This window comes from Variovorax glucosi, from assembly GCF_051216695.1.
Classification (GTDB): Bacteria; Pseudomonadota; Gammaproteobacteria; order Burkholderiales; family Burkholderiaceae_C; genus Variovorax.
Genome location: NZ_JBPJZE010000001.1, coordinates 384,147 through 410,325 on the forward strand (window position 1 = coordinate 384,147; position 26,179 = coordinate 410,325).

Consider the following 26,179-nt stretch of genomic DNA (forward strand, 5'->3'; position numbering starts at 1 on the left):
TTCCACGCCCACAATTGCGGCGCAATCTTCCAGACACAACCCTTCCAACGATTCCGGAGACCAGAAAAATGAAAACGACGCAGGCACGCAGCATCCAGATGACCGAGTTCGGCGGCCCGGAGCATATGCGGCTGAGCACCATCGAACTGCCGGAACCGGGCCCCGGCGAGGTCCAGCTTCGCCAGACAGCCGTCGGTTTCAACTACATCGACATCTACCAGCGCGCCGGCAAATACCCGTTGCCGACGTCGACAGGACTCGGTCACGAGGCCGCGGGTGTCGTGGAATCGATCGGCGACGGCGTCGCGGATCTGGCTGTCGGCGACCGTGTCGTCTACATGAATGCGGGCGTCGGCGCCTATGCGGACAGGCGCAACGTGCCGGCGTCGAAGCTGGTGAAGATACCGGACGGGATTTCCGACGAGGACGCGGCCGCTGTTTTCTTCAAGGCCATGACGGCGCAATACCTGGTCAGGCGCACCTACGCAGTCCAGCAGGGCGATGTCGTACTCGTTCATGCGGCGGCAGGCGGCGTCGGGCAGATCCTGAGCGGATGGGCGAAAGCGCTCGGCGCAACCGTGATCGGCACCGCCGGCTCTGCTGCGAAATGCGAGGCGGCGCGAGCGGCCGGTTGCGATGTCGCCGTCGACTATTCGCAGCCGGATTGGGTCGCGCAGGTCATCGCGGCGACGGACGGGCGCAAGGCGCGAGTGGTGTACGACTCGGTCGCGGCGCACACCTTCATGGGCTCGCTCGACTGCTGCGCGCCTTTCGGCCTGGTCGTGCTGTACGGCGCTGCGTCCGGGCCTGCGCCCGCCATCGACCCGGAATTGCTCAACAAGAAGGGCTGCCTGTTCCTGACCCGGCCTTCGGTTTTTCCGCACAACGCCGACCCGACGACCTTCCGCGCCAACGCCGCCGATGTGTTCGACGCGATGAAACAAGGCGCCATTCGCGCGAACATCGGCGCCCGCTTCGCGCTGGCGGACGTCGCCGAAGCGCACCGCGCCGCCGAAAGCCGGGCGCTCACCGGCGCGATCGTGCTGCAGCCCTGATCGCAGGCAACAGGGGCTGCAGGTTCAGACCTGCATCTCGCCGATCTGCCGGCGCAGCGACTGGTTTTCCGCTTCCAGCTCGGCCACTCGACGACGCAATCCGGCGATGACGCCGGACGGGTCGCCGTCGCCGCTGTCGTCGCCGGCTTCGGCTTCGGCATCGGCCGGCGAAGCGTCGCGAGGCTTGCGTTTCGACTCCCTCACCCGCTTGGCTGCCTGCTTCAGCTCGTCCTTTCCGGCAATGGCGGCTGCGACCTGTTCTTCCGCGGGCAGACTGGACACGGCAGCCGCCGCGTTGATGGAGATCGTGCCGGAGCGCACCGCCGCAACGACTTCCGGCGCCGCAAGCTTCTGGATCTTCTCAATCATCACGATCTGGCTGTTGGTGAGACGAGCGGCTTTCGCCAGCGACTCGCGGCTGTTGAGCGGTGCGGTCGGCGTCACCTCGACGCCGCCGTCGAACGGTGCGCCCGAAACGTCTTTCGACAGCGTCACGGATCGCTCCGACACGATCTCCTTCTTGCGCAGCGCCAGCACGCCGCGCTGGAAATCCGAGACGCTGCGGCGCCCGAGATGCTGGTCGATCATCCAGAGATGCACGTCGTCGATCGACCGGAAACGCGGGTTCTGCACCGTCTGATACGGCAGATCGTGCTTCCGGCAGATGCGATAGCGGTTGTGACCGTCGACCAGCACGTCGCCCCACAGCACCAGCGCATCGCGGCAGCCTTCGGTCAGGATGCTGCGCTCCAGCGCCTCCTCTTCCTCTGGCGTGAGCGGATCGATGTAGGCCTGGAGATCTTCGTTGACGACGATGGGCATGTTCATTGGGTGCGGGCGATTGGGCAAATGGGCAAGGGGCGGGATTCTAGACAGCTAGACTGGCCGGATGTTTTCGCCTCCGTCGATGTCCGCCCGGTGCAGCGTCCGCAGCTACGGCGGCGAGGCGATGTGCCATGCGCACGACCACGCGCAGATCATGTTCGCGCTGCAGGGTCGCATGGAACTGGAAGTCGGCGGCCGGTCCGCCTTCGCGGACACATCCTGCGGAATGATCGTGCCGGCCGGCGTCAGCCATGGCTTCCTGGCGTCGCGCGACGCCCGGATGCTGGTGATCGACGCCCCCGATCAGGCCGGCGTCGACCGCATTCGTCGATTTGCCGTCACCGCGGCACAACGCAGGTTGGGCGACGTGCTCGGGACGCATCCGGATCCGATGGCCGACGCATCGGCACTGTTGCCGCAGATCCTCGAAAGTCCGGCAATCGTTTCCCGGCGCGGGATCGACCTGTCGCGCCTGAACGCCGCGCTCGACGGCACGCTGCACGAATCCTGGCCGACGGCGCGGATGGCCGGACTGTTTTTCCTGAGCGCACAACGATTCCATGCGCGTCTGGGCGAACTGACCGGCCTGACGCCGCAGGCCTTTCTCCGCTCACGTCGTCTCGATGCAGCCGAACGTTTTCTGCGGAACGGCATGCCGCTCGAAACCACCGCTCTGCACACCGGCTACCGCACTGCAAGCGCACTCGCCTTCGCGCTGCGACGCGACAGGCAGACGGGCACGCGGCAACTGCGATCCGTGCAATAGGCCACGGGACCGCCGGTCGACGCAGCCGGGTTCGAGCGTTGCTCGACATTCGGACGCCTTGGCGGCCCGACGATGTCCGCATGAAAAATGCATCGATGACCGGCGCCGCGATGGCGCTGGCGGCCGCCGCTCTCTGGGGTACCACCGGGACCGCGCAGAGCCTGGCGCCGGGACTGACTTCGCCGTACTGGGTCGGCGCGCTGCGGCTTGCGGTGGCCAGTTTGTTTTTCGCGGCTTTTCTGTTTCTGTCGACGAAGCAACGGCTTTCGGCATTCCGCATGCCGCGCGCTACATGGGGACGCATCGCGCTCGCCGGGCTTTGCGTCGCCGCGTACAACCTCACGTTCTTTGCCGGCGTGAAAGCGACGGGTGTCGCGGTCGGCACCGCGGTCGCCATCGGCAGCGGACCGATCTGGGCGGGTGCACTGCAATCACTGTTCTTCCGGCAGACGCCGACGCGCGCATGGTGGCTGGGAACGATCCTGGCTGTGACGGGCGGCTGTCTGATGGTGATGCCGGCTCCAGACGCTGGTAGCACGGGGCCGGGGATCGATGGGTTCGGTATCGCGCTGTGTCTTGCCGCCGGTCTTTCATACGCCTGCTACACGCTCCTGAGCCAGCGGCTCGTCAGCGAGGCGCCGCCACCGACCGTCACGTTCTGGGTGTTCACGGTAGCCGCTGTGGTGGCGGTGCCGATGGCGTTCTTCGTGTCGGGGCCGTTTGCGGCTGCACTGCCCGACTGGCTCGTCGTGGTCTACCTGGGACTGGTTTCGACAGGTATCGCGTACCTGCTCTTCAGCTACGCGCTCCAGCGGATTTCCGGCGCGACCGGTGTCACCCTCGCTCTTGCAGAACCGGTGACTGCGTTCGCGCTGGCTGTCCTGGTACTACGCGAACAGCCTACGGCGATGGCCTTTGCGGGGCTGGCCTGCGTGCTGGCCGGGCTGGTGTTGGTGGTCTGGATCGAAGCGCGACGAGGTCGGTGAGTTGCCTTACCGAATCGAGATCTGGAACTTGGTGGACAAAGTGGCGCTTGCCGGCATTTTTGCTACTCCCTACAACGAGTGGAAGCCAAACAAAAAACCTACATATTGGCGATCATCACGGCACCGAAGCCCGAGCAACTCACCTGCGTCGCGCCGTCCATCAGGCGAGCGAAGTCGTAGGTCACCTTCTTGCTCGCAATCGACTTCTCTATCGAACTGATGATCAGGTCGGCGGCTTCCGTCCAGCCCATGTGGCGCAGCATCATTTCGGCAGAGAGGATTTCGGAGCCCGGATTCACATAGTCCTTGCCGGCGTATTTCGGCGCGGTGCCGTGGGTGGCTTCGAACATGGCGACGGTGTCGCTCAGGTTCCCGCCCGGGGCGATGCCGATGCCTCCCACCTGGGCCGACAGCGCGTCGGACACATAGTCGCCGTTCAGGTTCAACGTGGCGACGACCGAATATTCGGCCGGTCGCATCAGGATCTGCTGCAGGAACGCGTCGGTATTGCTGTCCTTGAGAGTGATTTCCTTGCCGGACTTGGGGTTCTTGAGCTTCATCCAGGGCCCCCCGTCGATCAGCTCGGCTCCGAATTCCTTGGCTGCGAGGCCGTAGGCCCAGTCGCGGAAGCTTCCTTCGGTGAACCTCATGATGTTGCCCTTGTGCACGACGGTCACGCTGGGCTTGTCGTTGTCGATCGCGTACTGGATCGCCTTGCGCACCAGGCGCTCCGTTCCCTCGCGCGACACCGGCTTGATGCCGATGCCCGACGTCTCTGGAAAGCGGATCTTGCTGACGCCCATCTCGTCCCGCAGGAACCTGATGAGCTTCCTGGCCTTGTCGCTCTCGGCTTCGAATTCGATGCCTGCATAGATGTCTTCCGAATTCTCACGGAAGATGACCATGTTGGTCTTCTCGGGTTCCTTCAGCGGCGAAGGCACGCCCTTGAAGTACCGGATCGGGCGCAGGCAGACGTAGAGGTCGAGTTGCTGGCGCAGCGTGACGTTCAGCGACCGGATGCCGCCGCCGACCGGCGTCGTCAGCGGACCCTTGATCGACACGACATAGTCGCGAACCGCTTCGAGCGTTTCCTCTGGCAGCCACACGTCGGGGCCGTAGATCCTGGTCGCCTTCTCGCCGGCATAGACCTCCATCCATGCGATCTTTCTCTTGCCGCCGTAGGCCTTTTCCACGGCTGCGTCCGCTACCTTGATCATCACCGGCGTGATGTCGGCACCGGTTCCGTCGCCTTCGATGAAAGGAATGATCGGCTGATCGGGCACATTGAGCGAATTGTCGGCATTCACCGAGATCTTCTGGCCTTCGGTCGGGACTTTGATGTGCTGGTAGCTGGACATGAATGAGTGACTATGGAATGACGTGAAGGCTGAATGGAACCTTCAGCTCGAGGAAAGCGTCGAAATTTTAGATCGCAATAATCTCGGTCAATCGAATCGTTGATATTCCTCATTTCTTTCGAAAGTCGTTTTCATGTTCAAGCGCTTCGCAACACTTGTCGCGCTGCCCTTTGCGATCTCCCTCGCGATGGCAGCCGGCGCCTCGGCCCAGGAAGCCCAGATGAACCTGCAGCGCGTCAAGCTGTCCGCAGGCATGTACCAGATCGACGCGCAGGTTGCGGTCACGTCGCCGCAGCAGCAAATCGGGCTGATGAACCGCAAGGAGATGCCGCAGGCCGAGGGCATGCTGTTCGTCTTCGACCAGCCGCGCACGCAATGTTTCTGGATGAAGAACACGCTGCTTCCGCTCACCGCCGCGTTCGTCGCTGATGACGGCCGCATCGTCAACCTGGTCGACATGCAGCCGCAGACGCTCGATTCGCATTGCTCCGACGAGCCGGTGCGCTACGTTCTGGAGATGAACCAGGGCTGGTTCGCAAAGAAGAACATTCAGAAGGGCACGAAGCTCGCCGGAGCGCCCTTCAAGACGCAGCGTCCGTAGAAAGTCGAAGCCCCTACCGATCTCCCGTTTCTCAAGGCGCCGTCACAGGTTGGCGCCTTGCCCTGGAGCCTTGACTGCGCCCTTGATCGGCTCTCCGAGGCTTTGCCGGAACCAGTTGACCACCCGCTCGACGACCGGGGCCTGATACCAGCGGAGATCGCCATGCCCGGCGCCCTCCACGAGCACGTACTCGACCGTGTTTCCCTCCGCCTTCAGCGCTTCGTAGAGCCGCGCACTCTGCCTCGGCGACACGAGCGCGTCGGCGCTGCCGTGCATGATCAGAAACGGCGGCTTTTTGCCTTTGACATGCCCCATCGGACTGGCCGCGAATGCCTTGTCGGGGTCGCTCATGACGGATGCACCCGGAAATTCCGCGAAGGCGGGGCCGTTCAACAGCAGCGCTTCAGTCACCGCCGGTGACTCATGGACTTTCCGTATTGCTTCCGGGAAACCTTCGCCGATGCTCCTCAGGTCGGAAATCCCGTAGAGCGTCACTGCCGCCTGAACCTCCGAGGACTTCTCGAGAAACTGTCCCTTGTCGAAGACCTTGTCGCCATTGGTGGTGCCGAGCATCTGCGCGACATAACCTCCGGCCGAATCCCCGAGCACGCCGATCCGCGCCGGGTCGATGCCGTATTCCGCCGCATGTTCGCGCAGATAACGCACGGCGGCCTTGCCGTCCTCGACCGGCGCGGGAAACCGGTCCGGCACGACCCGGTACTCGGCAGCTGCGACGACGAATCCGGCCTGAGCCAGCGCCATGCGCATCTCGGAAAACTTTTCGTGGTCGGCCGAGGTGAAACCACCACCGGGGAAATAGACGATGGCCGGCTTCAGGTCGTCCGTCCGGGGCACCAGGATCGTCATCCGAAGCTGGCGCACGGAACGCGTCGACTTCACCTGCGAATAGATCAGGTTGCCGATCGTGTCGATCTGACCTCGTGTGGTTCCGACCCGCATGACCTGTGCGCCGGACGCGTAGCCCGGCAAGCCCGCGTCGCCGGTCGCCGGACTGTCGAGCGCTGCAGCATTCATCGCGATTCCCATCATCGACATGCCTGCAAGCAGGAATCCTGTCAGCTTCATCGGTCTGCTCCTTGAATTGAAAAACCGACCCGCGGGTCGGTTTTCATTGCCTGCCTGGTCGCGCTGACCGGCGATCAGCCGAAGTTCTTCTCGGCGAATTCCCAGTTCACGAGCTTCGAAAGGAAGGTCTCGACGAACTTCGGACGCAGGTTGCGGTAGTCGATGTAGTAGGCGTGCTCCCAGACGTCGACCGTCAGGAGCGCGACATCGGCGGTGGTGAGCGGCGTGCCGGCGGCGCCGGTGTTGACGATGTCCACCGAACCGTCGGCCTTCTTCACCAGCCACGTCCAGCCGGAACCGAAGTTGCCAACGGCCGACTTCGTGAAGGCTTCCTTGAAGGCATCCAGCGAGCCCCACTTGGCATCGATAGCGGCCGCCAGCGCGCCCGAAGGTGCACCGCCGCCCTGCGGCTTCATACAGTTCCAGAAGAACGTGTGGTTCCAGATCTGGGCCGAATTGTTGTAGATGCCGCCGCTGGACTTCTTGATGATGTCTTCGAGCGGGAGGCTCTCGAACTCGGTGCCCTTCTGCAGGTTGTTCAGGTTCACGACGTACGCGTTGTGATGCTTGCCGTAGTGGTACTCGAGGGTTTCCTTCGAGTATTCAGGGGCCAGTGCGTCCATCGGGTACGGGAGAGGAGGAAGTACGTGTTCCATTTTTTATGCTCGTGGTTGGTTGCGGGAAACAATGATTCTAGGAAGTAATTACTTGACTCGCGTCGGCAGACGCCGTGTCGGTGAGCCCGAAACGGTCATAGGAACCGAGCCGTCCGCGAGTTGCGCTGACAACGCATCGCCTTCGGTCGCCTGGCGGGCGCTCGTGACGGCACGGCCCTGCGCATCGGTGAGCCACGCATAACCGCGCTGCAGCACCAGCGCGGGATCGAGCAGGCGCAGATGCGCTGCGTGGCGATCCAGTCGTTCGCTGCGTTGACGGACGTAGCCTGCCAATGCCGGCAGAAGCGCAGCCTCGGCTGCGCGCTGCCGCGTCGCGAGTCGTTCTTTCTGGGAAGCGACGGCATAGCGCAGCCGCTGCGCATCGTGCGCAAGCGACAACCGCTGTCTCGCCACCGCGTTCGATGGCCGGCCTAGACGTCCGGCGGCCAGATCGAGCCGCTGCGAAAGCGTGTCGAGCCGGCTGCCGATGGCGGCCGTCAGCTGGTCTTCCAGTTGCGACAGCGCGTTGAGCCAGACATCGCGCGGTGCGGCGATCAGCTCGGCCGCGGCGGTCGGCGTCGGCGCGCGCAGATCGGCGACGAAATCCGCGATCGTGAAATCCGTCTCGTGTCCCACGCCGCTGACCACCGGAACCGGACTGCGCGCGATGGCGCGCGCCAGCGTCTCGTCGTTGAAAGCCCACAGGTCTTCGATCGATCCGCCACCGCGCACCAGCAGGATTGCGTCGACGGCCGGCTGCAGCGCGTAGAGCGATTCGAGCGCGCGGACCAGTTCGGCCGGCGCATTCGCACCCTGGACCGCCGACGGCGCAAGCACCACCGACAGATGCGGAACGCGGCGCTGCAGGGCGGTCGCGACGTCGTGCAGTGCCGCGGCGCCCAGCGAGGTCACGACGCCGATGGTCCGCGGCATCACGGGCAGCGACCGTTTGCGTGCCGGATCGAAAAGCCCCTCGGCCTCCAGCCGCGCCTTGCGTTGCAGGAATTGCTCGAAGAGCGCGCCCTGCCCCGCGCGCGAAAGGCTTTCGACGACCAGCTGGAGATCGCCGCGCGGCTCGTACACGGCCAGGCGACCGCGTACTTCGACCTGGTCGCCCTCGCGCGGCGAGAAGTCCAGCATGCCGGCCGCGCGCCGGAACATCGCACAGCGCAACTGGCCGCTGCCGTCCTTCAGCGAGAAATAGCAATGCCCGCTCGCAGCCCGCGAAAAGCCGGAAATCTCGCCGCGGACCGACACTGGATTGAAGCGTGCATCGAGCGTCTCGGCAACGGCATGACACAGCGCGCCGACGTCCCAGACGCGCATTCCCGAGACGGAAACCGGTGGGCGCGCGCTCATGCGGATTGCGCTTCGCGCGGGTTGTGGTAGCAAACTCTTCCACAGGCGCGCAGTGCATGCCTTTGGTGCATGTTCAAGCGGCCCTCGACGCACGAGTTACCGTGTAACCCATTGATTTCATTGAATAAATAGCTGCTCAAAATTCAATCGAACTGTTGCAGGGCACGGCCCATGCGGGTTTGGACGACTTCCCAACGTAGTTACTCACAAAGTTATCCACAGATTCTGTGCGTCGCTGCGTGTTCGGCGGACCGGTCTCGTGCCTCGGTGATAATCGCCTCGCTCAGCGGTCCAAGGCGGGAGGTTTCGTGTTTTCAATCATAGTTGCAGCGGGTTGGCCGATATGGCCGTTGCTTGCGTGTTCGGTGCTAGCGGTGGCTCTGGTCATCGAGCGCTTCGTGAGCCTCAGGACCGATCGCGTCCTGCCGCCGAAGCTCCTCGGCGAGGCGATCGCCGTCTCCCGTACGGCCATTCCAGGCGTGGACGTGGTCACCAAGCTGGAACACAACTCCGCACTCGGCGAAGTGCTGGCCTCCGGCTTTCGTGCCCTGAACGCCGATCCGCGCTGCAGCGACGAAGACCTGCATGCCGCGATGGAAGGCGCCGGCCGCGCGGTGGCGCATCGCCTCGAGCGGTGGCTGCCTGCGCTGGCAACCATCGCCTCCGCAGCGCCGCTTCTGGGCCTTCTGGGCACCGTCATCGGGATGATCGAGATCTTCGGTTCGCAAGCACCCACGGGAAACGCAACCGGCGCCGGCAATCCGGCACAGCTTGCGCACGGCATCTCGATCGCGCTCTACAACACGGCCTTCGGCCTGATCGTCGCGATTCCCACGTTGATCTTCTGGCGCTATTTCCGCACCCGGGTCGACGAGTACCTGCTGAATCTCGAGCTGGCCGGCGAGCGCTTCGCCCGTCACCTGAACGCCCTCCGGAAGTGACGGAAGCGATGAAAGCGATGCAATGAAGCGCGGTCGCATGTCCTTCCGGCGCGGTTCGCGCGACGAACCGGAGATCAACCTGATCCCGTTCATCGACGTGCTGCTGGTCGTGCTCATCTTCCTGATGCTGTCGACAACCTACAGCAAGTTCACGGAGATGCAGTTGCGCCTGCCGGTCGCCGACGTGGATGCGCAGCGCGACCGTCCGAAGGAAGTGATCGTGTCGATCTCTTCCGACGGCCGCTATGTGGTGAACAGGGCAGTCGTGACCGAGCGGAGCGTCGATGCCGTGGCCGCCGCACTCGGCGCCGCCGTCGACGGCAAGGACAGCGTGGTGATCATCAGTGCCGATGCCAACAGCACGCACCAGTCGGTCATCACCGTGATGGAGGCCGCGCGCCGCGCCGGGCTGTCGCAGATCACCTTCGCGACGCAGTCGACGTCCACGTCCACGTCCCCATCGACGTCGGCCAGCCCGTCGAACCCGTCGCCGCGGCGCTAGGCCGGTCTTGGCGTTCTCCGGATTGCCCGAAGCGTGGCTGCGTCGCGGAACGACAGCGCGATTGCTCTGGCCGCTCTCGCAGATCTATCGCGCCCTGACCGCCGTTCGCCGCTGGCTTTATGCCGCCGGCTGGTCGAAGAGCGACCGGGTGCCGGTTCCGATCGTCGTGGTCGGCAACGTGGTCGCGGGCGGCGCCGGAAAGACGCCGGTGGTGATCGCCATCGTGCGTCACCTGCAGATGCGCGGGTTCTCGGTCGGCGTCGTTTCGCGAGGCTACGGCCGGCGCACGCATGACTGTCGCGAAGTGCTGGCCGACAGCGATCCGCGCGACGTCGGCGACGAGCCGGCGCTGCTGCGCCATGCGACCGGCGCGCCGGTGTTCGTCGCGAGCAGACGGATCGAGGCCGCACGCGCGCTGCTGGCGAGGCATCCCGGCGTGCAGCTGATCGTCAGCGACGACGGATTGCAGCATCTCGCCATGCGGCGCGACGTGGAGATCTGCGTGTTCGACGAACGCGGGATCGGAAACGGCTGGCTGCTGCCGGCCGGCATGCTGCGCGAGCCCTGGCCGCGCCACTGCGATCTGGTGCTGCACACCGGCGCCCGCGCTGCATTCGGCGGCGGATTCGCGGCGACGCGCGCACTGGCCGACTACGCGTTGCGTCGAAACGGCGAACGCGTCGCACTCGACGGACTCGGCGTTGCTGGTAACCGGCCACTGGTCGCCGTCGCAGCGATCGCCCGGCCGGAGGCCTTCTTTTCGATGCTGCGATGCCGGGGACTGCGGCTGACCCGGACCATCGCGCTGCCCGATCACCACGATTTCAGCGACTGGCAGGCATTGCCAGCTGTCGACGGCGTCGCGCCGGTGGTGCTTTGCACCGAGAAGGACGCGGTCAAGCTGTGGCGTTCTTTTCCGGAAGCGCTCGCGATACCGTTGCTGTTCGAACCGGAGCCGCGCTTTTTCGAGGCGCTCGATGCAAAGTTATCATCGCTCGATGGACACCAAGCTGCTTGAATTGCTCGTCTGCCCCGTCACCAAGGGGCCGCTCACCTGGAACGTCGAAAAACAGGAACTGGCTTCGCGCAGCGCGCGTCTGGCCTATCCGGTGCGCGACGGCATTCCGGTGCTGCTAGAGAACGAGGCCCGCGTACTTTCCGATGAAGAACTCGGCATCTGAATGACCGCCGTCGTGCCGACGCCCCCGAAATTCGTCGTCCTCATACCCGCCCGACTCGCCTCCACCCGTCTTCCCGACAAGCCGCTGGCGGACATCGCCGGCCTGCCGATGATTGTGCGCGTCGCGCAACGGGCCAGCGCATCTAGCGCTTCGCGGGTGGTGGTGGCCGCCGACGACCTCAGGATTGTCGATGCCTGCAGCGCGCACGGCGTCGAGGCGCTGCTGACCCGCACCGACCATGCCAGCGGCAGCGACCGGCTGGCCGAGGCGTGCACGCTGCTCGGACTCGACGACGCGACGATCGTGGTCAACGTGCAGGGCGACGAACCGCTGATCGATCCCGCGCTGATCGACGCCGTCGCGGCCATGCTGGCAGCGCACGACGATGCCGCCATGAGCACTGCGGCACACGCCATCGATTCGCCGGAGGATTACGCGAATCCGAATGTCGTCAAGGCGGTGCTCGACGCGCGCGGCAACGCGATGTACTTCAGTCGAGCGCCGATTCCGTGGTGGCGCGACGGCGGCGTTTCAGCCGACGGGCTGCGCCAGCTTCCGCTGTTGCCGGAAGCGCTTCGGCACATCGGCATCTATGGCTATCGAGCCGGTTTCGTACGCGAATTTCCTGCGTTGCCGCCGGCTCCGATCGAAAGCACCGAGGCGCTGGAGCAGCTCCGTGCGCTCTGGCACGGACACCGGATCGCGGTGCATGTGAGCCCGCTGCGTCCCGGTCCCGGCATCGACACGCCGGACGACCTGGCCAGGGTCCGCGAATTGCTGTCCCGCACCTGACGCCGGACCTTCCGCAAGGGGAATTTCGCACGGAACCGCATGCTATCCTCGACGCAATTCCGCCCGGCGCATTGACCCCAAGGCGTGACAAAAAATTCAAGAAAAGTGCGAGGACACCATGAGACTGATTTTGTTGGGCGCCCCCGGGGCAGGCAAGGGCACGCAGGCGGCATTCATCTGCCGCAAGTTTTCCATCCCACAGATCTCGACCGGCGACATGCTTCGCGCCGCGGTCAAGGCGGGCACTCCCCTGGGCCTTGAGGCCGAAGCCGTCATGGCTTCCGGCGCACTGGTGAGCGACGATCTCATCATCAATCTGGTCAAGGAGCGCATCGCGCTGCCGGACTGCGCCGGCGGCTTCCTTTTCGACGGCTTCCCGCGCACGCTGCCACAGGCCGACGCGCTGCGTGCGGCCGGCGTGAAGCTCGATTACGTCCTTGAAATCGACGTGCCGTTCAGCGACATCATCGAGCGCATGAGCGGTCGGCGCTCGCATCCGGCGTCGGGCCGGATCTACCACATCGCATTCAATCCGCCGAAGGCCGAAGGCGTCGACGACCTGACCGGCGAAGCGCTGGTGCAGCGAGACGACGACAAGGAAGAAACCGTGCGCAAGCGGCTCGATGTCTACAGCCAGCAGACGCGTCCATTGGTGGATTACTACGCCGCATGGGCCAAGACCGAGCCGGATGCAGCGCCGAAGTACCGCGCCATCAGCGGCGTGGGTTCGGTCGACGAGATCACGAAGCGGGCACTCGAAGCGCTCAGCGCCTGATCCGTCAGCGGGAAGCGTGGGCGTTCGGTCCCATCAATTCCAGCATCAGCGAGATTCGCGCCTTCACCGGCGAAAGGTTGCCCGCGTCGCGCAAGGTGGCGTGAGCGATCGGCAGGATTCGTCCCTGCGCGCACTTCGTCGCCCGAACCACCGCGACGCCAGCCTCCCGAGCGCGCAGTGCCGCAGCTTCGATGCTTCGATGGATGCTTCCGTTGCCGGTTGCAGCGATGACGAGTCCGTCGAGCGCATCTCCCGCAGTCGCGTTTGCGCACAGCGCATCGATCGTCCGGCCAGTGGCGCCCGCGTGGCTGGCGACGATCTCGACACGCGGCCAGCAGTCTGCCGGAAGCGCGCGGACACGCTCCAGAGATTGCGCTGCGCCCGCCGGGTCGCCACCGGGCCACTCTCGTACGCGACGCAGCGCACCCTCCTCCATGTGGCCGATCGGACCGGCATCGCCCGAATCGAAGGCATCCAGCCGGTAGGTATGCACTTTCTGCACGTCTAGCGCACTGTGAACACGTCCGGCGCAAACGACGGAGACGCCGCACGCCGACGGGTCCGGAGTGCCGCTCGCGATGCAGACGGCGTCGCGCATGTTCTGCGGACCGTCCGGCGCCAGTGCCGTTGTGGGACGCATGGCGCAGGTCAGGACGACCGGCTTCTCCGGCGCGAGCACCCGTTGCAGGAAGTACGCGGTCTCCTCGATCGTGTCGGTGCCGTGCGTGACGACGATGCCGTCGATGTCCGGTAGCGCCAGCCACTCGGCGCAGCGGTCGGCAAGCGACTGCCACACACCGAAATCCATGTCCTTGCTGTCGAGTTGGGCGACCTGCTCGGTCAGGAGCGTGACACCGTCGGGCGCGAGATCCTCGACCAGTTCGGCCACTCCGACTTCTGCCGCGCTGTATCCGATGTTGTCGAGCGCGCTCGACGCACGTCCGGCGATCGTTCCACCCGTGCCGATGACGACGACGCGTCGCTGACGCGCACTTTTGTTGTCCATTGCTTGCAAACTCCAGAAAACTGGTTAAAAATACAGGTACTGGATATCCAGACAGTAGCGCAAGGAGTTCCCATGCAGTTCGCCGTCAAGCTTACAGCCCGTCAGCAGCAGATTCTCGATCTCATCCGCAGCACCATCGCCCGCACCGGCGCGCCACCGACGCGTGCCGAGATTGCGGCAGAACTCGGTTTCAAGTCCGCCAATGCAGCGGAAGAACATCTTCAAGCCCTGGCACGCAAGGGCGTGATCGAGCTCGTGAGCGGCACATCCCGAGGCATTCGCCTCAAGGGAGACGCGCTTCGCTCGCTCAACGAGTCGCGCAACAACCAGTTTTCGCTCTCGCTGCCCGGCATGTCGCAGCTCGCCCTGCCGCTCGTCGGTCGCGTGGCTGCCGGTTCGCCCATCCTGGCGCAGGAACACGTCGAGCAGACCTATTACCTGGAGAACACGCTGTTCCAGCACCAGCCGGACTATCTCCTCAAGGTGCGCGGCATGTCGATGCGCGACATCGGCATCATGGACGGTGACCTGCTGGCCGTGCAGTCCACCAAGGATGCGCGCAATGGCCAGATCGTCGTCGCACGTCTCGGCGACGAGGTCACGGTGAAGCGTCTTCAACGCAACGAGCAGGTGATCGAGCTGCATGCCGAAAATCCCGACTACCCGACCATCGTCGTCCAGCCGGGCGAGCCGTTCGAGATCGAGGGCCTTGCCGTCGGTCTGATCCGCAACACGATGCTCATGTGACCTGAGCACACGCGCTGCGAGAGGTGGCGGGCGTATGGCGTGTGGCCATCACCCTCTCCCAGCCTTTGTGAATGCAATCCTGCCTGTGTTCAACCTCTGATTTGGAGATCGCATGGGAATCGCTTTGCTTACTTTCGTGGACCTGCTCGCACCGCTGCAGTCGCTGGCTTGCCGCTGGATGCCGAAAAAGGACATGGGTCCGACCGACCGCTCGGCGGGACTGCGCTATGTCTCGGTTCGTCCGGCCTGCACGGCGCGCAGTGCCACCGGCAGCGCAGAGACCGTCTCGCACGAGTCGAATGCACCGGCGGCCGTCGCGGCTGCGGGACGACCGGCTGCACGACCGTTGCGCGTGGTGCGAACCGTCGACGCCCATCAGGCCGGACAGACCCAGCGAAGAACCGGACGCGTCATCCTGTCCGGGCGTCTCGTCGACGTATGCGCCGAACTCGACCGGCTCGCGGCGCTGGAAGCAGCCGAGATCTCACACGGAGTGCGCGTTCTGCACTGAACCGTCGCTGAGCCGTCGCTGAACTGTCGCTAAGGCAGCGATGAGGCGGGACGAGGCACAATGGGACGCCATGAACATTGTGATTCTCGACGACTACCAGGACGCAGTGCGCAAGCTGCGCTGTGCTTCCAGGCTCGATGCCTACGCGGCGAAGGTGTACACCAACACCGTGAAAGGCATCGGCCAGCTTTCGGTCCGCCTCAAGGACGCCGACGTGATCGTGCTGATCCGCGAAAGAACGCAGATCTCTCGTCAGCTGATCGAAAAGCTTCCCCGCCTCAAACTGATTTCGCAGACCGGTCGTGTCGCGGGCCACATCGACGTGACGGCCTGCAGCGAACACGGCGTGGCCGTTGCGGAAGGCAGCGGCTCGCCGCTCGCACCAGCAGAGCTCACTTGGGCGCTGATCATGGCTGCGATGCGCAGGCTGCCGCAGTACATCAGCAACCTGAAACACGGCGCATGGCAGCAGTCGGGCCTCAAGTCGGGTTCGATGCCACCCAATTTCGGGCTCGGAACCGTACTGAAGGGCAAGACGCTGGGCATCTGGGGCTATGGCCGTATCGGACAACTGGTGGCGCGCTACGGACAGGCTTTCGGCATGCAGGTGGTGATCTGGGGACGCGAAGGCAGCCGCGAACAGGCGCGATCGGACGGCTTTCAGGTGGCGCCGAGTCGCGAGGCCTTTTTCCAGGCTTCCGACGTCGTCACCGTTCATCTGCGTCTGAACGAAGAAACGCGCGGCATCGTGACGCTGGAAGATCTCTCGCGCATGAAGCCGACCGCGCTGTTCGTCAACACGTCGCGAGCCGAACTCGTCGAACCGGACGCCCTGCTCGCGGCGCTGAATCGCGGCAAGCCGGGCATGGCGGCGATCGACGTCTTCGAAAGCGAGCCGCCGCTCCAGGGTCACGCCCTGCTCCGTCTCGAGAATTGCATCTGCACCCCGCACATCGGTTACGTAGAGCAGGAAAGCTACGAATCGTATTTCGGCCAGGCCTTCGACAACGTCGTGAGCTTCATCAGGGGAAATCCGACCAACATCGTGAACCCGGGCGCGCTTCAGGTTCGACGCTGAACGCTTCATCTAGAGATTACCTGTCTTGTTCCGCTTCTTCGAGAGACTGCTTCATCCGTACCCGATCGCCGAGCCTTCACCGCCGCCCTCCGGATTTGTTTCCTTCGTCTGGTCCTGCACCCGCGGACTCCGGGGTGCCATCGCAGCGATGGCATTGCTCACGGTGGCGATGTCCGTCTTCGAAGCACTGCTTTTCGCGATGCTCGGCCGGATCGTCGACTGGCTCGGCGGCCAGGTTCCGGCGCAGCTCTGGCAGGACCGCGGCACCACGCTGATCTGGCTCGGCGTCGCACTCGTCGCCAGCATCGCGGTGGTGGCGCTGCAGACCATCGTCAAACATCAGACGCTGGCCATCAACCTGCCGATGCGGCTGCGATGGAATTTCCACCGGCTGATGCTCGGCCAGAGCATGGCGTTCTACCAGGACGAATTCGCGGGCCGCATCACGGCCAAGGTGATGCAGACGGCACTGGCCGTGCGCGACACCGTCTTCGTGCTGGCCGACGTCATGGTCGCGATGGGCATCTACGTCTCGACCATGATCGTGCTGGCCGCGGTGCTCGACACCCGGCTGATGATTCCTTTCGCGATCTGGCTGCTGCTCTATATATGTGCGCTGACGTTCTTCGTGCCGCGGCTCGGCAAGGTCGGCAAGTCGCAGGCCGATGCGCGCTCGCTGATGACCGGGCGCATCACCGACGCCTATACCAACATCGCGACCGTCAAGCTGTTCTCGCACACGCAGCGCGAGGCCGGCTTCGCGCGCGATGCCATGAAGGAGTTCCAGGCGACCGGGCATGCGCAGATGCGCTTGGTCAGCGCCTTCGAGATCGTGAATCACACGCTGAGCATGGGCCTGACCGCCGGCATGGCGGGCATGTCTCTGTGGCTCTGGTCCAAGGGGTCGGTCGGCGTGGGCGCCGTGGCCGCGGCGACGGCCATGGCGCTGCGGCTGCAGGGCATGTCGCACTGGATCATGTGGGAGATGACGAGCCTGTTCGAGAACGTCGGTACGGTGCAGGACGGCATGAAGACGCTGTCGCTGCCGCGCACGGTGATCGATGCGCCGGGCGCGAAGGCGTTGCAGGTGCCGCATGGCGAAGTGCGCTTCTCGCATGCGAGCTTCAACTACGGCAAAGACGGCCGCCGCGTGATCGACGATCTCGATTTCACGGTCCGCCCTGGCGAGAAGATCGGTCTGGTCGGTCGCTCCGGCGCGGGCAAGTCGACGATGGTCAATCTGCTGCTGCGCTTCCATGACCTGGAAAGCGGCCAGATCCTGATCGACGGCCAGGACATCGCTGGCGTCACGCAGGATTCGCTGCGCAAGCACATCGGCATGGTCACGCAAGATACCTCGCTGATGCACCGCTCGGTCGCCGACAACATCAGCTACGGCCGCCCGGATGCCGACGAAGCCGCGGTGCTAGCCGCTGCCGAGCGGGCCGAGGCCTCGGGCTTCATCCGAACGCTGAGCGATGCGAAGGGCCGGCACGGCTTCGAGGCGCATGTCGGCGAGCGCGGCGTGAAGCTGTCTGGCGGCCAGCGGCAGCGGATCGCGATCGCACGGGTGATGCTGAAGGACGCGCCGATCCTGTTGCTCGACGAGGCGACCAGCGCGCTCGACTCGGAGGTCGAATCCGCGATCCAGGCCAGCCTCTACCGCCTGATGGAAGGAAAGACCGTGATCGCCATCGCGCATCGGCTTTCGACCATCGCCGCGATGGACCGGCTGATCGTGCTGGACGAAGGCCGCATCGTCGAAGAAGGCGATCACAAGACGCTGATGGCGCAGAACGGGCTCTATGCGCGCCTTTGGGCCCACCAGAGCGGGGGTTTTCTCGGCGAAGTTTGACAAATCCAAATGATGGAAAACGAGGCAAGTCCTACAGCACACGCCGCCAGCCGCCGACAGGGTCTTTCGGCCCGAGCGAGCAATGTAGCCACATCGTCAACACAAGAGGAGCAACGCGTGAATTCCATCATCTATATCGTCGGTCTGGTCGTCGTCGTGGTCGCAGTGCTGTCGTTCTTCGGCCTGCGCTGACCGAACGGCTGGCGCACGCGAAGCGTCGGATTCAATCCCGCCACGGGGCCGCAACTGCGGCCCCGTTGTCGTTGGTGCGCATGGTTTTGCGCTCTCAGGTGCCCTTTGGCGCGGTGTCGCGCGTTTTGACAACGGCATAATTTCACGCTTGAAACCCTCCTCTTCTCCGCCCGCCCTCTCCGATGCGGTGATCACCGAATCCATCAGGCTGATCGAGGAAAACGGGCCGCTCGACGATGCAGCCGCCATGCGTACCGCAGCCTCGCTAGCCGGCCGCGAGGCGCAGATCTCTAGGCGAGCCGCGGAGCTTGGCCACCGCGTCGGACTGCAAACCACCCTCTCCCACGCACGCAGCGGTTCCCCATGGATCGGCGCAGCCATCGTGGTGACGATCGTTCTAGCCGGCCTGGCGCTGGCGGGCAGCGTCACCGGAAATGCCGAAAGACGGATCAACGTCGTGGCTGCGCTGTCGAGCCTGCTCGGCGTCCACGCGATCACGATGGCGCTCTGGCTCGCCGGACTGTTGCTGCCGTCGCGATTCCAGAAAGTGCCGCGCGTATCGCTCGGCTGGCTCTGGATGACGCTGACGGCACGTGTCGCAGGCGGTCGGCATGGGCAGGCGCCCGTGATGCTGCGCGCCACCACGCGCCTGCTGACGCAGGCGAGGCTCCTGCCGTGGGCGTTCGGTATCGCAAGCCATGCGATCTGGGCGCTGTCGTTCGTCGTCGTGCTCGGCGCCGTTCTGTTCGCGCTGGCGTTCCATCGCTACACGCTGGGCTGGGAGACGACGATCCTCGATCCGCAGTTCTTTCTCGCTTTCGTGCAGGCGCTGGGCCGCGTGCCGGCGTGGTTCGGCTTCCCGGTGCCCGATGCGGCGGCGGTAATGGCCACGGATGCGACCGCGGTCGTGGCGCCGCAGATGCAGCGAACCTGGGCGTTGTGGCTGACCGGTTGCATCGCCGTCTACGGTCTCGTCCCGAGAGTGATCGCGCTGATCGCCTGCATCGCCGTATGGAAAGCGCGCGAGAGCCGGTTGAGACCGGATCTGTCGCTGCCGTATTACAGGAAGCTGCTGTCGCGCTTCGACGCCATGGCGCCGACCGAGATCGTCGACCCGGAAGGCGCCGTGCCGACGGATATCCGCACGGGCACGGCACCGCGTCCGGCCGGACCGCTCGGCGTCGCGCTGGTCGTGGCGGCCTTCGAGCTGGCGCCCGGTCACGCCTGGCCTGCGCCCGAACTCCGGGACTGGATGGATGCCATGCCCCCGGACGCCGAACCGACGCTGCTCGACATCGACGGCAGCGCCCGGAGCCGCCGCGAACTGCTCGACACGACGGCCCGACTGCGGCCCCACCTGCTGCTGATCGCCTGCCGTGCAGCGTCGAGCCCCGACCGGGGCACCGAGAGGCTGCTGCGCGAGCTGCTTGCGCATTGCGGCGAATGCCGGCTCTGGTTGCTTGGCGACGAAGCCACTCCGGACGACGGCATCGCGCGCGACCGCTGGCAGCGCTGGCTTACCGATACCCGCCTGGGGCCGATCGTCGCGCACGACCGGCTGGCCGATGCGCTCGGAGGCCGGCGTCGATGAACCCGATCCGCATCGCCGTGGTCGGCCACACCAACGCGGGCAAGACATCGCTTCTGCGCACGCTCACGCGCCGTGTCGACTTCGGCGAGGTATCGCAGCGCCCCGGCACGACGCGCCATGTGGAGCGTGTCGATCTGCGGATTCAGGGGCGTGTTGCCGTGCGTTTCTTCGACACGCCGGGGCTGGAAGATGCGGTCAGCCTACGGGAACACATCGCGCGCATCGATCAGGTGTCGACGCCTCCCGACCGGATTCGCCGATTCCTCGAAGGCCCGGAAGCGCACGGCAGCTTCGAGCAGGAGGCCAAGGTGCTGAGGACGCTCCTCGATGCCGATGCGGCCTTTCTCGTGATCGACGCGCGCGAGCCGGTGCTGCCGAAGTTCCGCGACGAGATCGAGCTGATCGGCTCCTGCGCGCGTCCGGTGTTGCCGGTGCTCAATTTCGTGCGCGACGCGCGCAGCCGCGAGGCCGAATGGCGCGCTTTGCTGGCAGCCTACGGCCTGCATGCCGTGGTGCGCTTCGATGCAGCCGCGCCGTTTGTCGGCGCCGAACGCGATCTTTACCAGGACCTCGTCACCCTGCTGCGCGAGCGCCGCGCCGAACTTGGCGAGATCGCGGCTTTCCTTGACAACGAAGTTGCCGGGCGTCGTCGGGACGCGTGCACGCGCATCGCCGAACTGCTGATCGACGCGGCAGCGACCCGCCGTACCGTCGCGGCGAGCGACTTCGCCGATCCGGCACGCCGGGAGCCGGCGGTCGCCGCGCTTCGACAGGCCATCGCAGACAAGGCGCAGCGCTGCGCCTCCGATCTCCTGGCGCTCTATGGGTTTCGCGAGAACGATGCCAGCGAGTCGCCCTTGCCGGCGCTGGAGGGCCGGTGGTCGATGGACTTCTTCAGCCCGGAAGCCATGAAGGATGCCGGCGTCCGGCTCGGACAAGGCGCCGCGGTCGGCGCAGCGCTGGGCGTGATGGCGGACGTCGCCCTCGGCGGCCTTTCTCTCGGCGCCGGCGCCGCGCTGGGCGGCACGCTCGGCGGCGCAGTGATGCAGGGCTGGGGGCCGCTGGGCCGAAAACTGGCGAACCGGTTGCGCGATGTACGCGAACTCAGCGTCGAGGATCCGGTGCTGATGGTGCTGCTGGCCTGGCAGCTCGACCTGCTGTGTGCGCTCGAGAACCGTGGCCATGCGGCAACGCAGCGGCTGGCGCTGGACGCTTCGGAGTCGGGTTCTCGCTGGCCGGCCGCACGTCTTGCCGACGTGGTTCGCGAACTGCGTCCGGCACGAAGCCATCCCGAGTGGGAGAGCAATGGACGAGGAGCGCAGAGAATGACACTTGTACACAATGTAGCAACAAGTGTTTCAATGGCTTTTTCCAACGCTTCGGTCCCGTGATCCCTCTCGAAAACCTCGAATCGCTCGAAGCCGTCGTTCCGACACTCAGCACGGAGGGCGACGACTTTCTTTCGAGCGTGATGGCGCTGATGGTCGACGCCGTGTGCGTGGTGGATGCAGATGGCGTGTTCCTGTTCGTCAGCGCCGCCGGCCGACGCATCTTCGGCTACACGCAGGAAGAAATGCTCGGGCGGCCGATGATCGATTTCGTGTGTGCCGAGGACCGCGAGCGAACGCTCGGCCGGGTCGACGAGATCGTCGCCGGCGAGCCGCATCCGCACTTCGAGAACCGCTACGTGCGCAAGGACGGCACGCTGGTCCACATCAACTGGTCTGCGCACTGGTCGGAGTCGCGGCAGCTTCGCGTGGCGGTTGCGCGCGACGTGACCGAGCGGCGGCGGGCCGAGTCGATCCAGGCGGCGCTCTATGCCGTTTCGGAGGCCGCCCACAACGCCGAAGACCTGCTGGCGCTGTTTCGCCAGGTCCACGGGATCGTCGGCGGGCTGCTGCCGGCGATCAATTTCTTCGTGGCGCTGTACGACGAGGCCACCGACGAACTGAGCTTTCCGTATTTCGTCGATACGCACCAGGCACCGCCGGCGCCACGCAAGCTCGATTCGCGCACGCTGAGCGCCGAAGTCATCCGCAGCGGCCAGGCACTGCTGATCTGCGCCGACAACCCCGTGACCGAAATCGCGTTGCCGGCCGCCGTGAAATTCGATGTCGGCCTGAATGCGCAGGATTGGCTCGGCGTGCCGCTGCGCACCACCAGATCCACCATCGGCGCACTGGTGGTGCAGAGCTACTCCGGCGATGTGCGCTACACCACCAAGGATCTCGAACTGCTGCAGTTCGTCTCGACGCAGATCGCGACCGCCATCGAGCGCAAGCAGCGCGACGCCTGGCTGCGCCACATCGCGCGCCACGATCCGCTCACCGACCTCCCGAGCCGCGCGCTGGTGCACGACCGCCTGCAGGCGGCACTGGTTCTCGCACGCACGGACGGCGCGCGCCTCGCCGTGATGTATCTCGACCTGGACATGTTCAAGCAGGTGAACGACCGGTTCGGCCATGCGACCGGTGATCTGCTGCTGCAGGAGACCGCGCGTCGGCTGCGCGAATGCGTCGGCAGCGCGGGCGTCGTCGGACGCATCGGCGGCGACGAATTCCTGGTTCTGATCGAGGACCGCGTGGCCGCTGCCGACCCGCTCGCCATTGCCGAGGACATCCGCCTCGCACTGAGCACGCCGTTCCTTCTGGCCGAGCCGGCCGACCAGCCGCTGCGCGTCTCGCCGAGCATCGGCATTGCGCTCTATCCGCAGCACGGCGACGACTACAAGCAACTCATCCGCCATGCCGACGAAGCCATGTACACCGCGAAGAAGGAAGGCGGCAATCGCGCAGCCTTGAGGTGCTGACCGGCTGCGGACTGTGCCTGTCTGTGCCTACAAGAGCACCTGCGCGATTGCGCTAATGTCAGGACAACATTTCCAGGATCTTCCAAATGCCTCTTCCGAACTCCGGCGCGCCGGTACGCAAGCACTTCTCGATGATTCGCGGCTTCCATCTGGCCGACGTCTTCACCCTCGGCAATGCGGCCTGCGGCGTCGGCGGCGTCTTCCTCGCGATGGCCTACATGGCGAGCCAGTCGCTCACGCACTTCCTCTGGGCCGCCGCGCTCGCACCGGCCGCGTTCATCTTCGACGTGTTCGACGGACGCATCGCGCGCTGGCGCCAGACACATTCGGCTCTGGGACGCGAACTGGATTCCCTGGCCGACATCATCTCCTTCGGCGTCGCACCGGCCGCACTGGCCTTCGCAGCCGGACTGAACGGCGGCTGGGACTGCGCGATCCTGATCTACTTCGTCGGCTGCGGCGTGAGCCGGCTGGCGCGCTACAACGTCACCGCCGAGGCGCTGTCCGAAGGCGCGGATAAGGTCAGGTTCTTCGAAGGCACGCCGATTCCGACCAGCGTCGTGCTCGTCGGCGTACTGGCGATCGCGGCCTGGCAAGGCCGGCTGGGCGATGCGGTCTGGGGCGGCGCCCTCGCGATCGGACCGTGGACGCTGCATCCGCTGTCGCTGATGTTCGGTTTGTCCGGTACGCTGATGATCAGCAAGACGCTCCGCATTCCGAAGTTCTGACCATGACCGATCAAACAATCCAGCCTCCGCACTTCACGCAGAAGCATCCCGCCGGCTTCGACGAACTCGTCCGGCTTGCATCGGCACAGCCGATCGTGCCGTCCTGCGACCACTTCTATTTCCTGCGGCACGGCCAGACCGGCCGAAATGCTTCACGAATCTTCCAGGATGTCGACGAGCCGCTGAGCGAACTCGGACTGCAGCAGGCCGCCAGGGCCGCGGAGCGCCTGGCCGGCGAGCCGATCCGAACCATCGTCTGCAGCGACGCGCGTCGCGCATTCGACACGGCAAATGCCGTGGCGACCGGACTGCGACTGGTTCCCACCGCACGCGACGACCTGCGCGAGCGCCACTTCGGCGCGCTGATCGGCACCTCGTCGGTCAATCTCGATTGGGCCTGCTCGCCCGATGGCGGCGAGACGCTGGCCCAGTTCGTCGACCGCAAGCGCGCGGCGCTGACCCTGGCGCTCGACGCCACGCCGGCGCCGGTTCTCGTCGTGGCACATGGCGGCACGCTCTACGTGCTGGCAGCGCTGCTCGGCGTGACGATCGAACCCGACGTGCTCGGCAACGCGCAGCCGCTGAGATTCCGGCGCATCGAAAAGCTAGGCCAGACGATCTGGCGAATCGACCCGCTGCTCGCACGTACCAGCGACGCTGCGGCGCTGGCCTGACGCCGTGGACTTCAAGGACTACTACAAGGTACTTGGCGTCGAGCGCAGCGCCACCGAAGACGATGTGCGCAAGGCCTACCGCAAGCTGGCGCGCAAGTACCATCCGGACGTCAGCAAGGAAGCCGATGCCGAAGTGAAGATGCGCGATGTGAACGAAGCCAACGACGTATTGCGCGACAAGGAAAAGCGCGCTGCCTACGACGCACTTGCAGACCGCGTCGCGCGCGGCGGTTCGCCGGACGGCGACTTCCGGCCGCCGCCAGGCTGGGATGAAGGCTATGAATTCCACCGCGGCGCCCGTGGCGCACCGGGTTCCGCGAATCGGGCCGGCCCGGCCGACCAGGCGGATTTCAGCGACTTCTTCTCCTCTCTCTTCGGCGAGTCCGAACACCGCAGTGCTGCGCGCCAGAACCATCGCGCCCGCGGCGAGGACCATCACGCGGCCATCGAGATTTCGCTGGAAGACGCGCTCAACGGATCGGAGCGCGAGATTTCCCTGCGCGCCATGGAGACCGGCGCCAACGGCGAACCCGACTGGAAGACGCGCACGCTGAGCGTGAAGATCCCGGCCGGCGTGCATCCCGGCCAGTTCATCCGGCTCGCGAAGCAAGGCATGCCCGGCCATGGTGGCGAGGCGCCGGGCGACCTGTATCTCGAAGTCCGTATCGCACCGCACAAGCTCTACCGCATCGAAGGCCGAGACATCTATCTGACGCTGCCGGTCACGCCAACCGAGGCCGCGCTCGGCGCGCAGGTCGAAGTGCCGGTTCCGGGCGGCGGCACGGTCGAAGTCACCGTGCCGGCGAAGGCACGCAACGGCATGAAGCTGAGGCTCAAGGGTCGCGGCTTCCCCGGCAATCCGACAGCCGGCGACGTGTACCTTCTGCTCGACATCGCCCTTCCGCCCGCCGATAGCGATGCCGTCCGCGAAGCCTATGAGCAGCTCGCGAAATCGGCGTCTTCCTTCAACCCGCGCCGCCATCTGGGAGTGTGATGACATGGCCCGTCTTTCCAGAATCACATCGACCGTCTCGTCCGGTTCCTTTTCGACCACGGTGACTGCGTTGAGCGCGGCACATCCGCTGGCCGCCGACGAGATCGCACACGCGTGCGGTGCCGAAATCGAATGGGTCGCGCAACTGGTCGATGTCGGCATCGTCGAGGTTTCGCGACGCGAAGCGCAGCCCGACAGCTGGCGTTTCCAGAGCGCCGACCTGCAGCGCGCACTTGAAGCACGACGGCTGCAGCGCGATTTCGGTGTCGGGCTCGATGCCGCCGCGTTGATCCTCGACCTGCAGCGTGAGGTGCGGCACCTGCGCGCCGTCTTGCGCACGCGCGGGCTGGACGACATCTGATCTCCGCCGATTCTTTACAAACCAACGCACCGAACCATGACCGACATCTCCACCTTTCCAGTCACGAAGAAGTGGCCAGCCAAGCATCCCGAGCAATTGCAGCTGTACTCGCTGCCGACGCCGAACGGCGTGAAGGCCGCGATCATGCTGGAGGAATGCGGGCTGCCGTACGAGCCGCACCGCGTCGCTTTCGACAAGCAGGACCAGATGACGCCGGAGTTTCTGTCGGTCAGCCCGAACAACAAGATTCCGGCGATCCTCGACCCCGACGGCCCGGGCGGCAAGCCGCTGGCGCTGTTCGAATCCGGCGCGATCCTGATCTATCTGGCGGAGAAAACCGGCAAGTTCATGCCGACCGATGCAGCCGGACGCTACGAAACCATTCAGTGGCTGATGTTCCAGATGGGCGGCATCGGCCCGATGTTCGGCCAGCTCGGGTTCTTCAACAAATTCGCCGGCAAGGATTACGAAGACAAGCGGCCCCGCGACCGTTATGTCGACGAGACGAAGCGCCTGCTCGGCGTGCTTGATCGGCGCCTCGCAGGCCGCGCCTGGATCATGGGCGACGACTACTCCATCGCCGACATTGCGATCTTTCCGTGGGTGCGCAACCTGATCGGGTTCTATGAAGCCGGCGAGCTGGTCGGCTTCGAGAATTTTAAGGAAGTCAAGCGCGTGCTGGAAGCGTTCGTCGCCCGCCCTGCGGTGCAACGCGGCCTGACGATTCCTTCCACCTGACAACTTACCTGA

Annotated in this window: 29 protein-coding genes; 23 read left to right on the forward strand and 6 right to left on the reverse strand. The window is 65.2% G+C overall.

The features are described from left to right. Positions 1-68: 68 nt before the first annotated feature. Positions 69-1,055, forward strand: coding sequence for a quinone oxidoreductase family protein (locus tag ACSFA3_RS01865; protein ID WP_435503707.1), 987 nt, complete (start codon positions 69-71; stop codon positions 1,053-1,055). Between the two features lie 24 nt (positions 1,056-1,079). Here the strand turns inward: ACSFA3_RS01865 and ACSFA3_RS01870 are convergent, their stop codons facing one another. Next, a complete protein-coding gene (locus tag ACSFA3_RS01870) occupies positions 1,080-1,877 on the reverse strand; it encodes a ParB N-terminal domain-containing protein (protein ID WP_435504928.1) in 798 nt (265 codons plus the stop codon). A gap of 67 nt (positions 1,878-1,944) precedes the next feature. On the opposite strand from ACSFA3_RS01870, the gene ACSFA3_RS01875 reads away from it, so the two are divergent. After that, positions 1,945-2,646 (forward strand): helix-turn-helix domain-containing protein, encoded by a 702-nt coding sequence (locus ACSFA3_RS01875; protein WP_435503708.1) that lies wholly within the window; start codon positions 1,945-1,947, stop codon positions 2,644-2,646. An 80-nt stretch (positions 2,647-2,726) separates the two neighbouring features. Continuing rightward, a complete protein-coding gene (locus ACSFA3_RS01880; RefSeq protein WP_435503709.1) occupies positions 2,727-3,632 on the forward strand; it encodes a DMT family transporter in 906 nt (301 codons plus the stop codon). Between the two features lie 98 nt (positions 3,633-3,730). On the opposite strand, the gene icd is transcribed toward ACSFA3_RS01880, so the two are convergent. Then, complete coding sequence (gene icd / locus ACSFA3_RS01885; RefSeq protein ID WP_435503710.1) at positions 3,731-4,990, reverse strand: NADP-dependent isocitrate dehydrogenase; 1,260 nt, start codon at positions 4,988-4,990, stop codon at positions 3,731-3,733. Between the two features lie 133 nt (positions 4,991-5,123). Between icd and ACSFA3_RS01890 the strand changes: the two genes are divergently transcribed. Further along, positions 5,124-5,591, forward strand: coding sequence for a DUF192 domain-containing protein (locus tag ACSFA3_RS01890; protein ID WP_435503711.1), 468 nt, complete (start codon positions 5,124-5,126; stop codon positions 5,589-5,591). Positions 5,592-5,633: 42 nt separating this feature from the next. Here ACSFA3_RS01890 and ACSFA3_RS01895 read toward each other — a convergent pair whose 3' ends face one another. The 3 genes from ACSFA3_RS01895 to xseA all read right to left on the reverse strand — a co-directional run bounded on the left by ACSFA3_RS01895 (position 5,634) and on the right by xseA (position 8,692). Beyond that, the gene (locus tag ACSFA3_RS01895) at positions 5,634-6,677 is read right to left on the reverse strand and encodes an alpha/beta hydrolase fold domain-containing protein (protein ID WP_435503712.1); all 1,044 of its coding nucleotides are present in this window, start codon (positions 6,675-6,677) and stop codon (positions 5,634-5,636) included. 74 nt (positions 6,678-6,751) lie between these two features. Further along, positions 6,752-7,333: a superoxide dismutase gene (locus ACSFA3_RS01900; protein ID WP_435503713.1), complete on the reverse strand. Its 582-nt coding sequence runs from the start codon at positions 7,331-7,333 to the stop codon at positions 6,752-6,754. A gap of 48 nt (positions 7,334-7,381) precedes the next feature. Beyond that, positions 7,382-8,692 (reverse strand): exodeoxyribonuclease VII large subunit, encoded by a 1,311-nt coding sequence (gene xseA / locus ACSFA3_RS01905; RefSeq protein ID WP_435503714.1) that lies wholly within the window; start codon positions 8,690-8,692, stop codon positions 7,382-7,384. Positions 8,693-9,000: 308 nt separating this feature from the next. Here xseA and ACSFA3_RS01910 point away from each other — a divergent pair, with 308 nt between their 5' ends. The 6 genes from ACSFA3_RS01910 to adk all read left to right on the forward strand — a co-directional run bounded on the left by ACSFA3_RS01910 (position 9,001) and on the right by adk (position 12,883). Next, a complete protein-coding gene (locus ACSFA3_RS01910) occupies positions 9,001-9,633 on the forward strand; it encodes a MotA/TolQ/ExbB proton channel family protein (RefSeq protein ID WP_435503715.1) in 633 nt (210 codons plus the stop codon). A 37-nt stretch (positions 9,634-9,670) separates the two neighbouring features. Then, positions 9,671-10,135, forward strand: coding sequence for an ExbD/TolR family protein (locus ACSFA3_RS01915; protein WP_435503716.1), 465 nt, complete (start codon positions 9,671-9,673; stop codon positions 10,133-10,135). Positions 10,136-10,142: 7 nt separating this feature from the next. After that, on the forward strand, positions 10,143-11,153 hold the full coding sequence (lpxK, locus tag ACSFA3_RS01920; RefSeq protein WP_435503717.1) for a tetraacyldisaccharide 4'-kinase: 1,011 nt from the start codon (positions 10,143-10,145) through the stop codon (positions 11,151-11,153). Further along, positions 11,134-11,316: a Trm112 family protein gene (locus ACSFA3_RS01925; RefSeq protein WP_435503718.1), complete on the forward strand. Its 183-nt coding sequence runs from the start codon at positions 11,134-11,136 to the stop codon at positions 11,314-11,316. Before lpxK ends, ACSFA3_RS01925 begins: the two co-directional genes overlap by 20 nt. Further along, positions 11,317-12,108: a 3-deoxy-manno-octulosonate cytidylyltransferase gene (gene kdsB, locus ACSFA3_RS01930; protein WP_435503719.1), complete on the forward strand. Its 792-nt coding sequence runs from the start codon at positions 11,317-11,319 to the stop codon at positions 12,106-12,108. A gap of 118 nt (positions 12,109-12,226) precedes the next feature. Next, positions 12,227-12,883 carry an adenylate kinase gene (gene adk / locus ACSFA3_RS01935; RefSeq protein ID WP_435503720.1) on the forward strand — a complete coding sequence of 219 codons (657 nt, stop codon included), beginning with the start codon at positions 12,227-12,229 and terminating at the stop codon, positions 12,881-12,883. A gap of 4 nt (positions 12,884-12,887) precedes the next feature. On the opposite strand, the gene ACSFA3_RS01940 is transcribed toward adk, so the two are convergent. Further along, positions 12,888-13,889 carry an asparaginase gene (locus tag ACSFA3_RS01940; protein ID WP_435503721.1) on the reverse strand — a complete coding sequence of 334 codons (1,002 nt, stop codon included), beginning with the start codon at positions 13,887-13,889 and terminating at the stop codon, positions 12,888-12,890. Positions 13,890-13,961: 72 nt separating this feature from the next. On the opposite strand from ACSFA3_RS01940, the gene lexA reads away from it, so the two are divergent. The 13 genes from lexA (at position 13,962) to ACSFA3_RS02005 (ending at position 26,167) form a co-directional block, all read left to right on the forward strand. After that, positions 13,962-14,636 (forward strand): transcriptional repressor LexA, encoded by a 675-nt coding sequence (gene lexA, locus ACSFA3_RS01945; RefSeq protein WP_435503722.1) that lies wholly within the window; start codon positions 13,962-13,964, stop codon positions 14,634-14,636. A 112-nt stretch (positions 14,637-14,748) separates the two neighbouring features. After that, on the forward strand, positions 14,749-15,147 hold the full coding sequence (locus tag ACSFA3_RS01950) for a hypothetical protein (RefSeq protein ID WP_435503723.1): 399 nt from the start codon (positions 14,749-14,751) through the stop codon (positions 15,145-15,147). 70 nt (positions 15,148-15,217) lie between these two features. Next, on the forward strand, positions 15,218-16,225 hold the full coding sequence (locus tag ACSFA3_RS01955; RefSeq protein WP_435503724.1) for a D-2-hydroxyacid dehydrogenase family protein: 1,008 nt from the start codon (positions 15,218-15,220) through the stop codon (positions 16,223-16,225). A gap of 169 nt (positions 16,226-16,394) precedes the next feature. Continuing rightward, complete coding sequence (locus ACSFA3_RS01960) at positions 16,395-18,080, forward strand: ABC transporter ATP-binding protein (RefSeq protein ID WP_435503725.1); 1,686 nt, start codon at positions 16,395-16,397, stop codon at positions 18,078-18,080. A gap of 12 nt (positions 18,081-18,092) precedes the next feature. Continuing rightward, the gene (locus ACSFA3_RS01965; RefSeq protein ID WP_435503726.1) at positions 18,093-18,272 is read left to right on the forward strand and encodes a hypothetical protein; all 180 of its coding nucleotides are present in this window, start codon (positions 18,093-18,095) and stop codon (positions 18,270-18,272) included. A gap of 148 nt (positions 18,273-18,420) precedes the next feature. After that, positions 18,421-19,863 carry a DUF2868 domain-containing protein gene (locus ACSFA3_RS01970; RefSeq protein ID WP_435503727.1) on the forward strand — a complete coding sequence of 481 codons (1,443 nt, stop codon included), beginning with the start codon at positions 18,421-18,423 and terminating at the stop codon, positions 19,861-19,863. Beyond that, positions 19,860-21,254: a GTPase/DUF3482 domain-containing protein gene (locus tag ACSFA3_RS01975; protein WP_435503728.1), complete on the forward strand. Its 1,395-nt coding sequence runs from the start codon at positions 19,860-19,862 to the stop codon at positions 21,252-21,254. Before ACSFA3_RS01970 ends, ACSFA3_RS01975 begins: the two co-directional genes overlap by 4 nt. Further along, a complete protein-coding gene (locus ACSFA3_RS01980) occupies positions 21,251-22,672 on the forward strand; it encodes a diguanylate cyclase domain-containing protein (RefSeq protein ID WP_435503729.1) in 1,422 nt (473 codons plus the stop codon). Before ACSFA3_RS01975 ends, ACSFA3_RS01980 begins: the two co-directional genes overlap by 4 nt. A gap of 86 nt (positions 22,673-22,758) precedes the next feature. After that, positions 22,759-23,400 (forward strand): CDP-alcohol phosphatidyltransferase family protein, encoded by a 642-nt coding sequence (locus ACSFA3_RS01985; protein WP_435503730.1) that lies wholly within the window; start codon positions 22,759-22,761, stop codon positions 23,398-23,400. A 2-nt stretch (positions 23,401-23,402) separates the two neighbouring features. Continuing rightward, positions 23,403-24,074 carry a histidine phosphatase family protein gene (locus ACSFA3_RS01990; RefSeq protein WP_435503731.1) on the forward strand — a complete coding sequence of 224 codons (672 nt, stop codon included), beginning with the start codon at positions 23,403-23,405 and terminating at the stop codon, positions 24,072-24,074. A 4-nt stretch (positions 24,075-24,078) separates the two neighbouring features. After that, positions 24,079-25,068: a DnaJ C-terminal domain-containing protein gene (locus ACSFA3_RS01995; protein ID WP_435503732.1), complete on the forward strand. Its 990-nt coding sequence runs from the start codon at positions 24,079-24,081 to the stop codon at positions 25,066-25,068. A 4-nt stretch (positions 25,069-25,072) separates the two neighbouring features. Continuing rightward, positions 25,073-25,429, forward strand: coding sequence for a chaperone modulator CbpM (locus tag ACSFA3_RS02000; protein ID WP_435503733.1), 357 nt, complete (start codon positions 25,073-25,075; stop codon positions 25,427-25,429). Between the two features lie 36 nt (positions 25,430-25,465). After that, positions 25,466-26,167, forward strand: a complete 702-nt coding sequence (locus tag ACSFA3_RS02005; protein ID WP_435503734.1) for a glutathione binding-like protein — start codon at positions 25,466-25,468, stop codon at positions 26,165-26,167. The last annotated feature ends 12 nt before the right edge of the window (positions 26,168-26,179 follow it).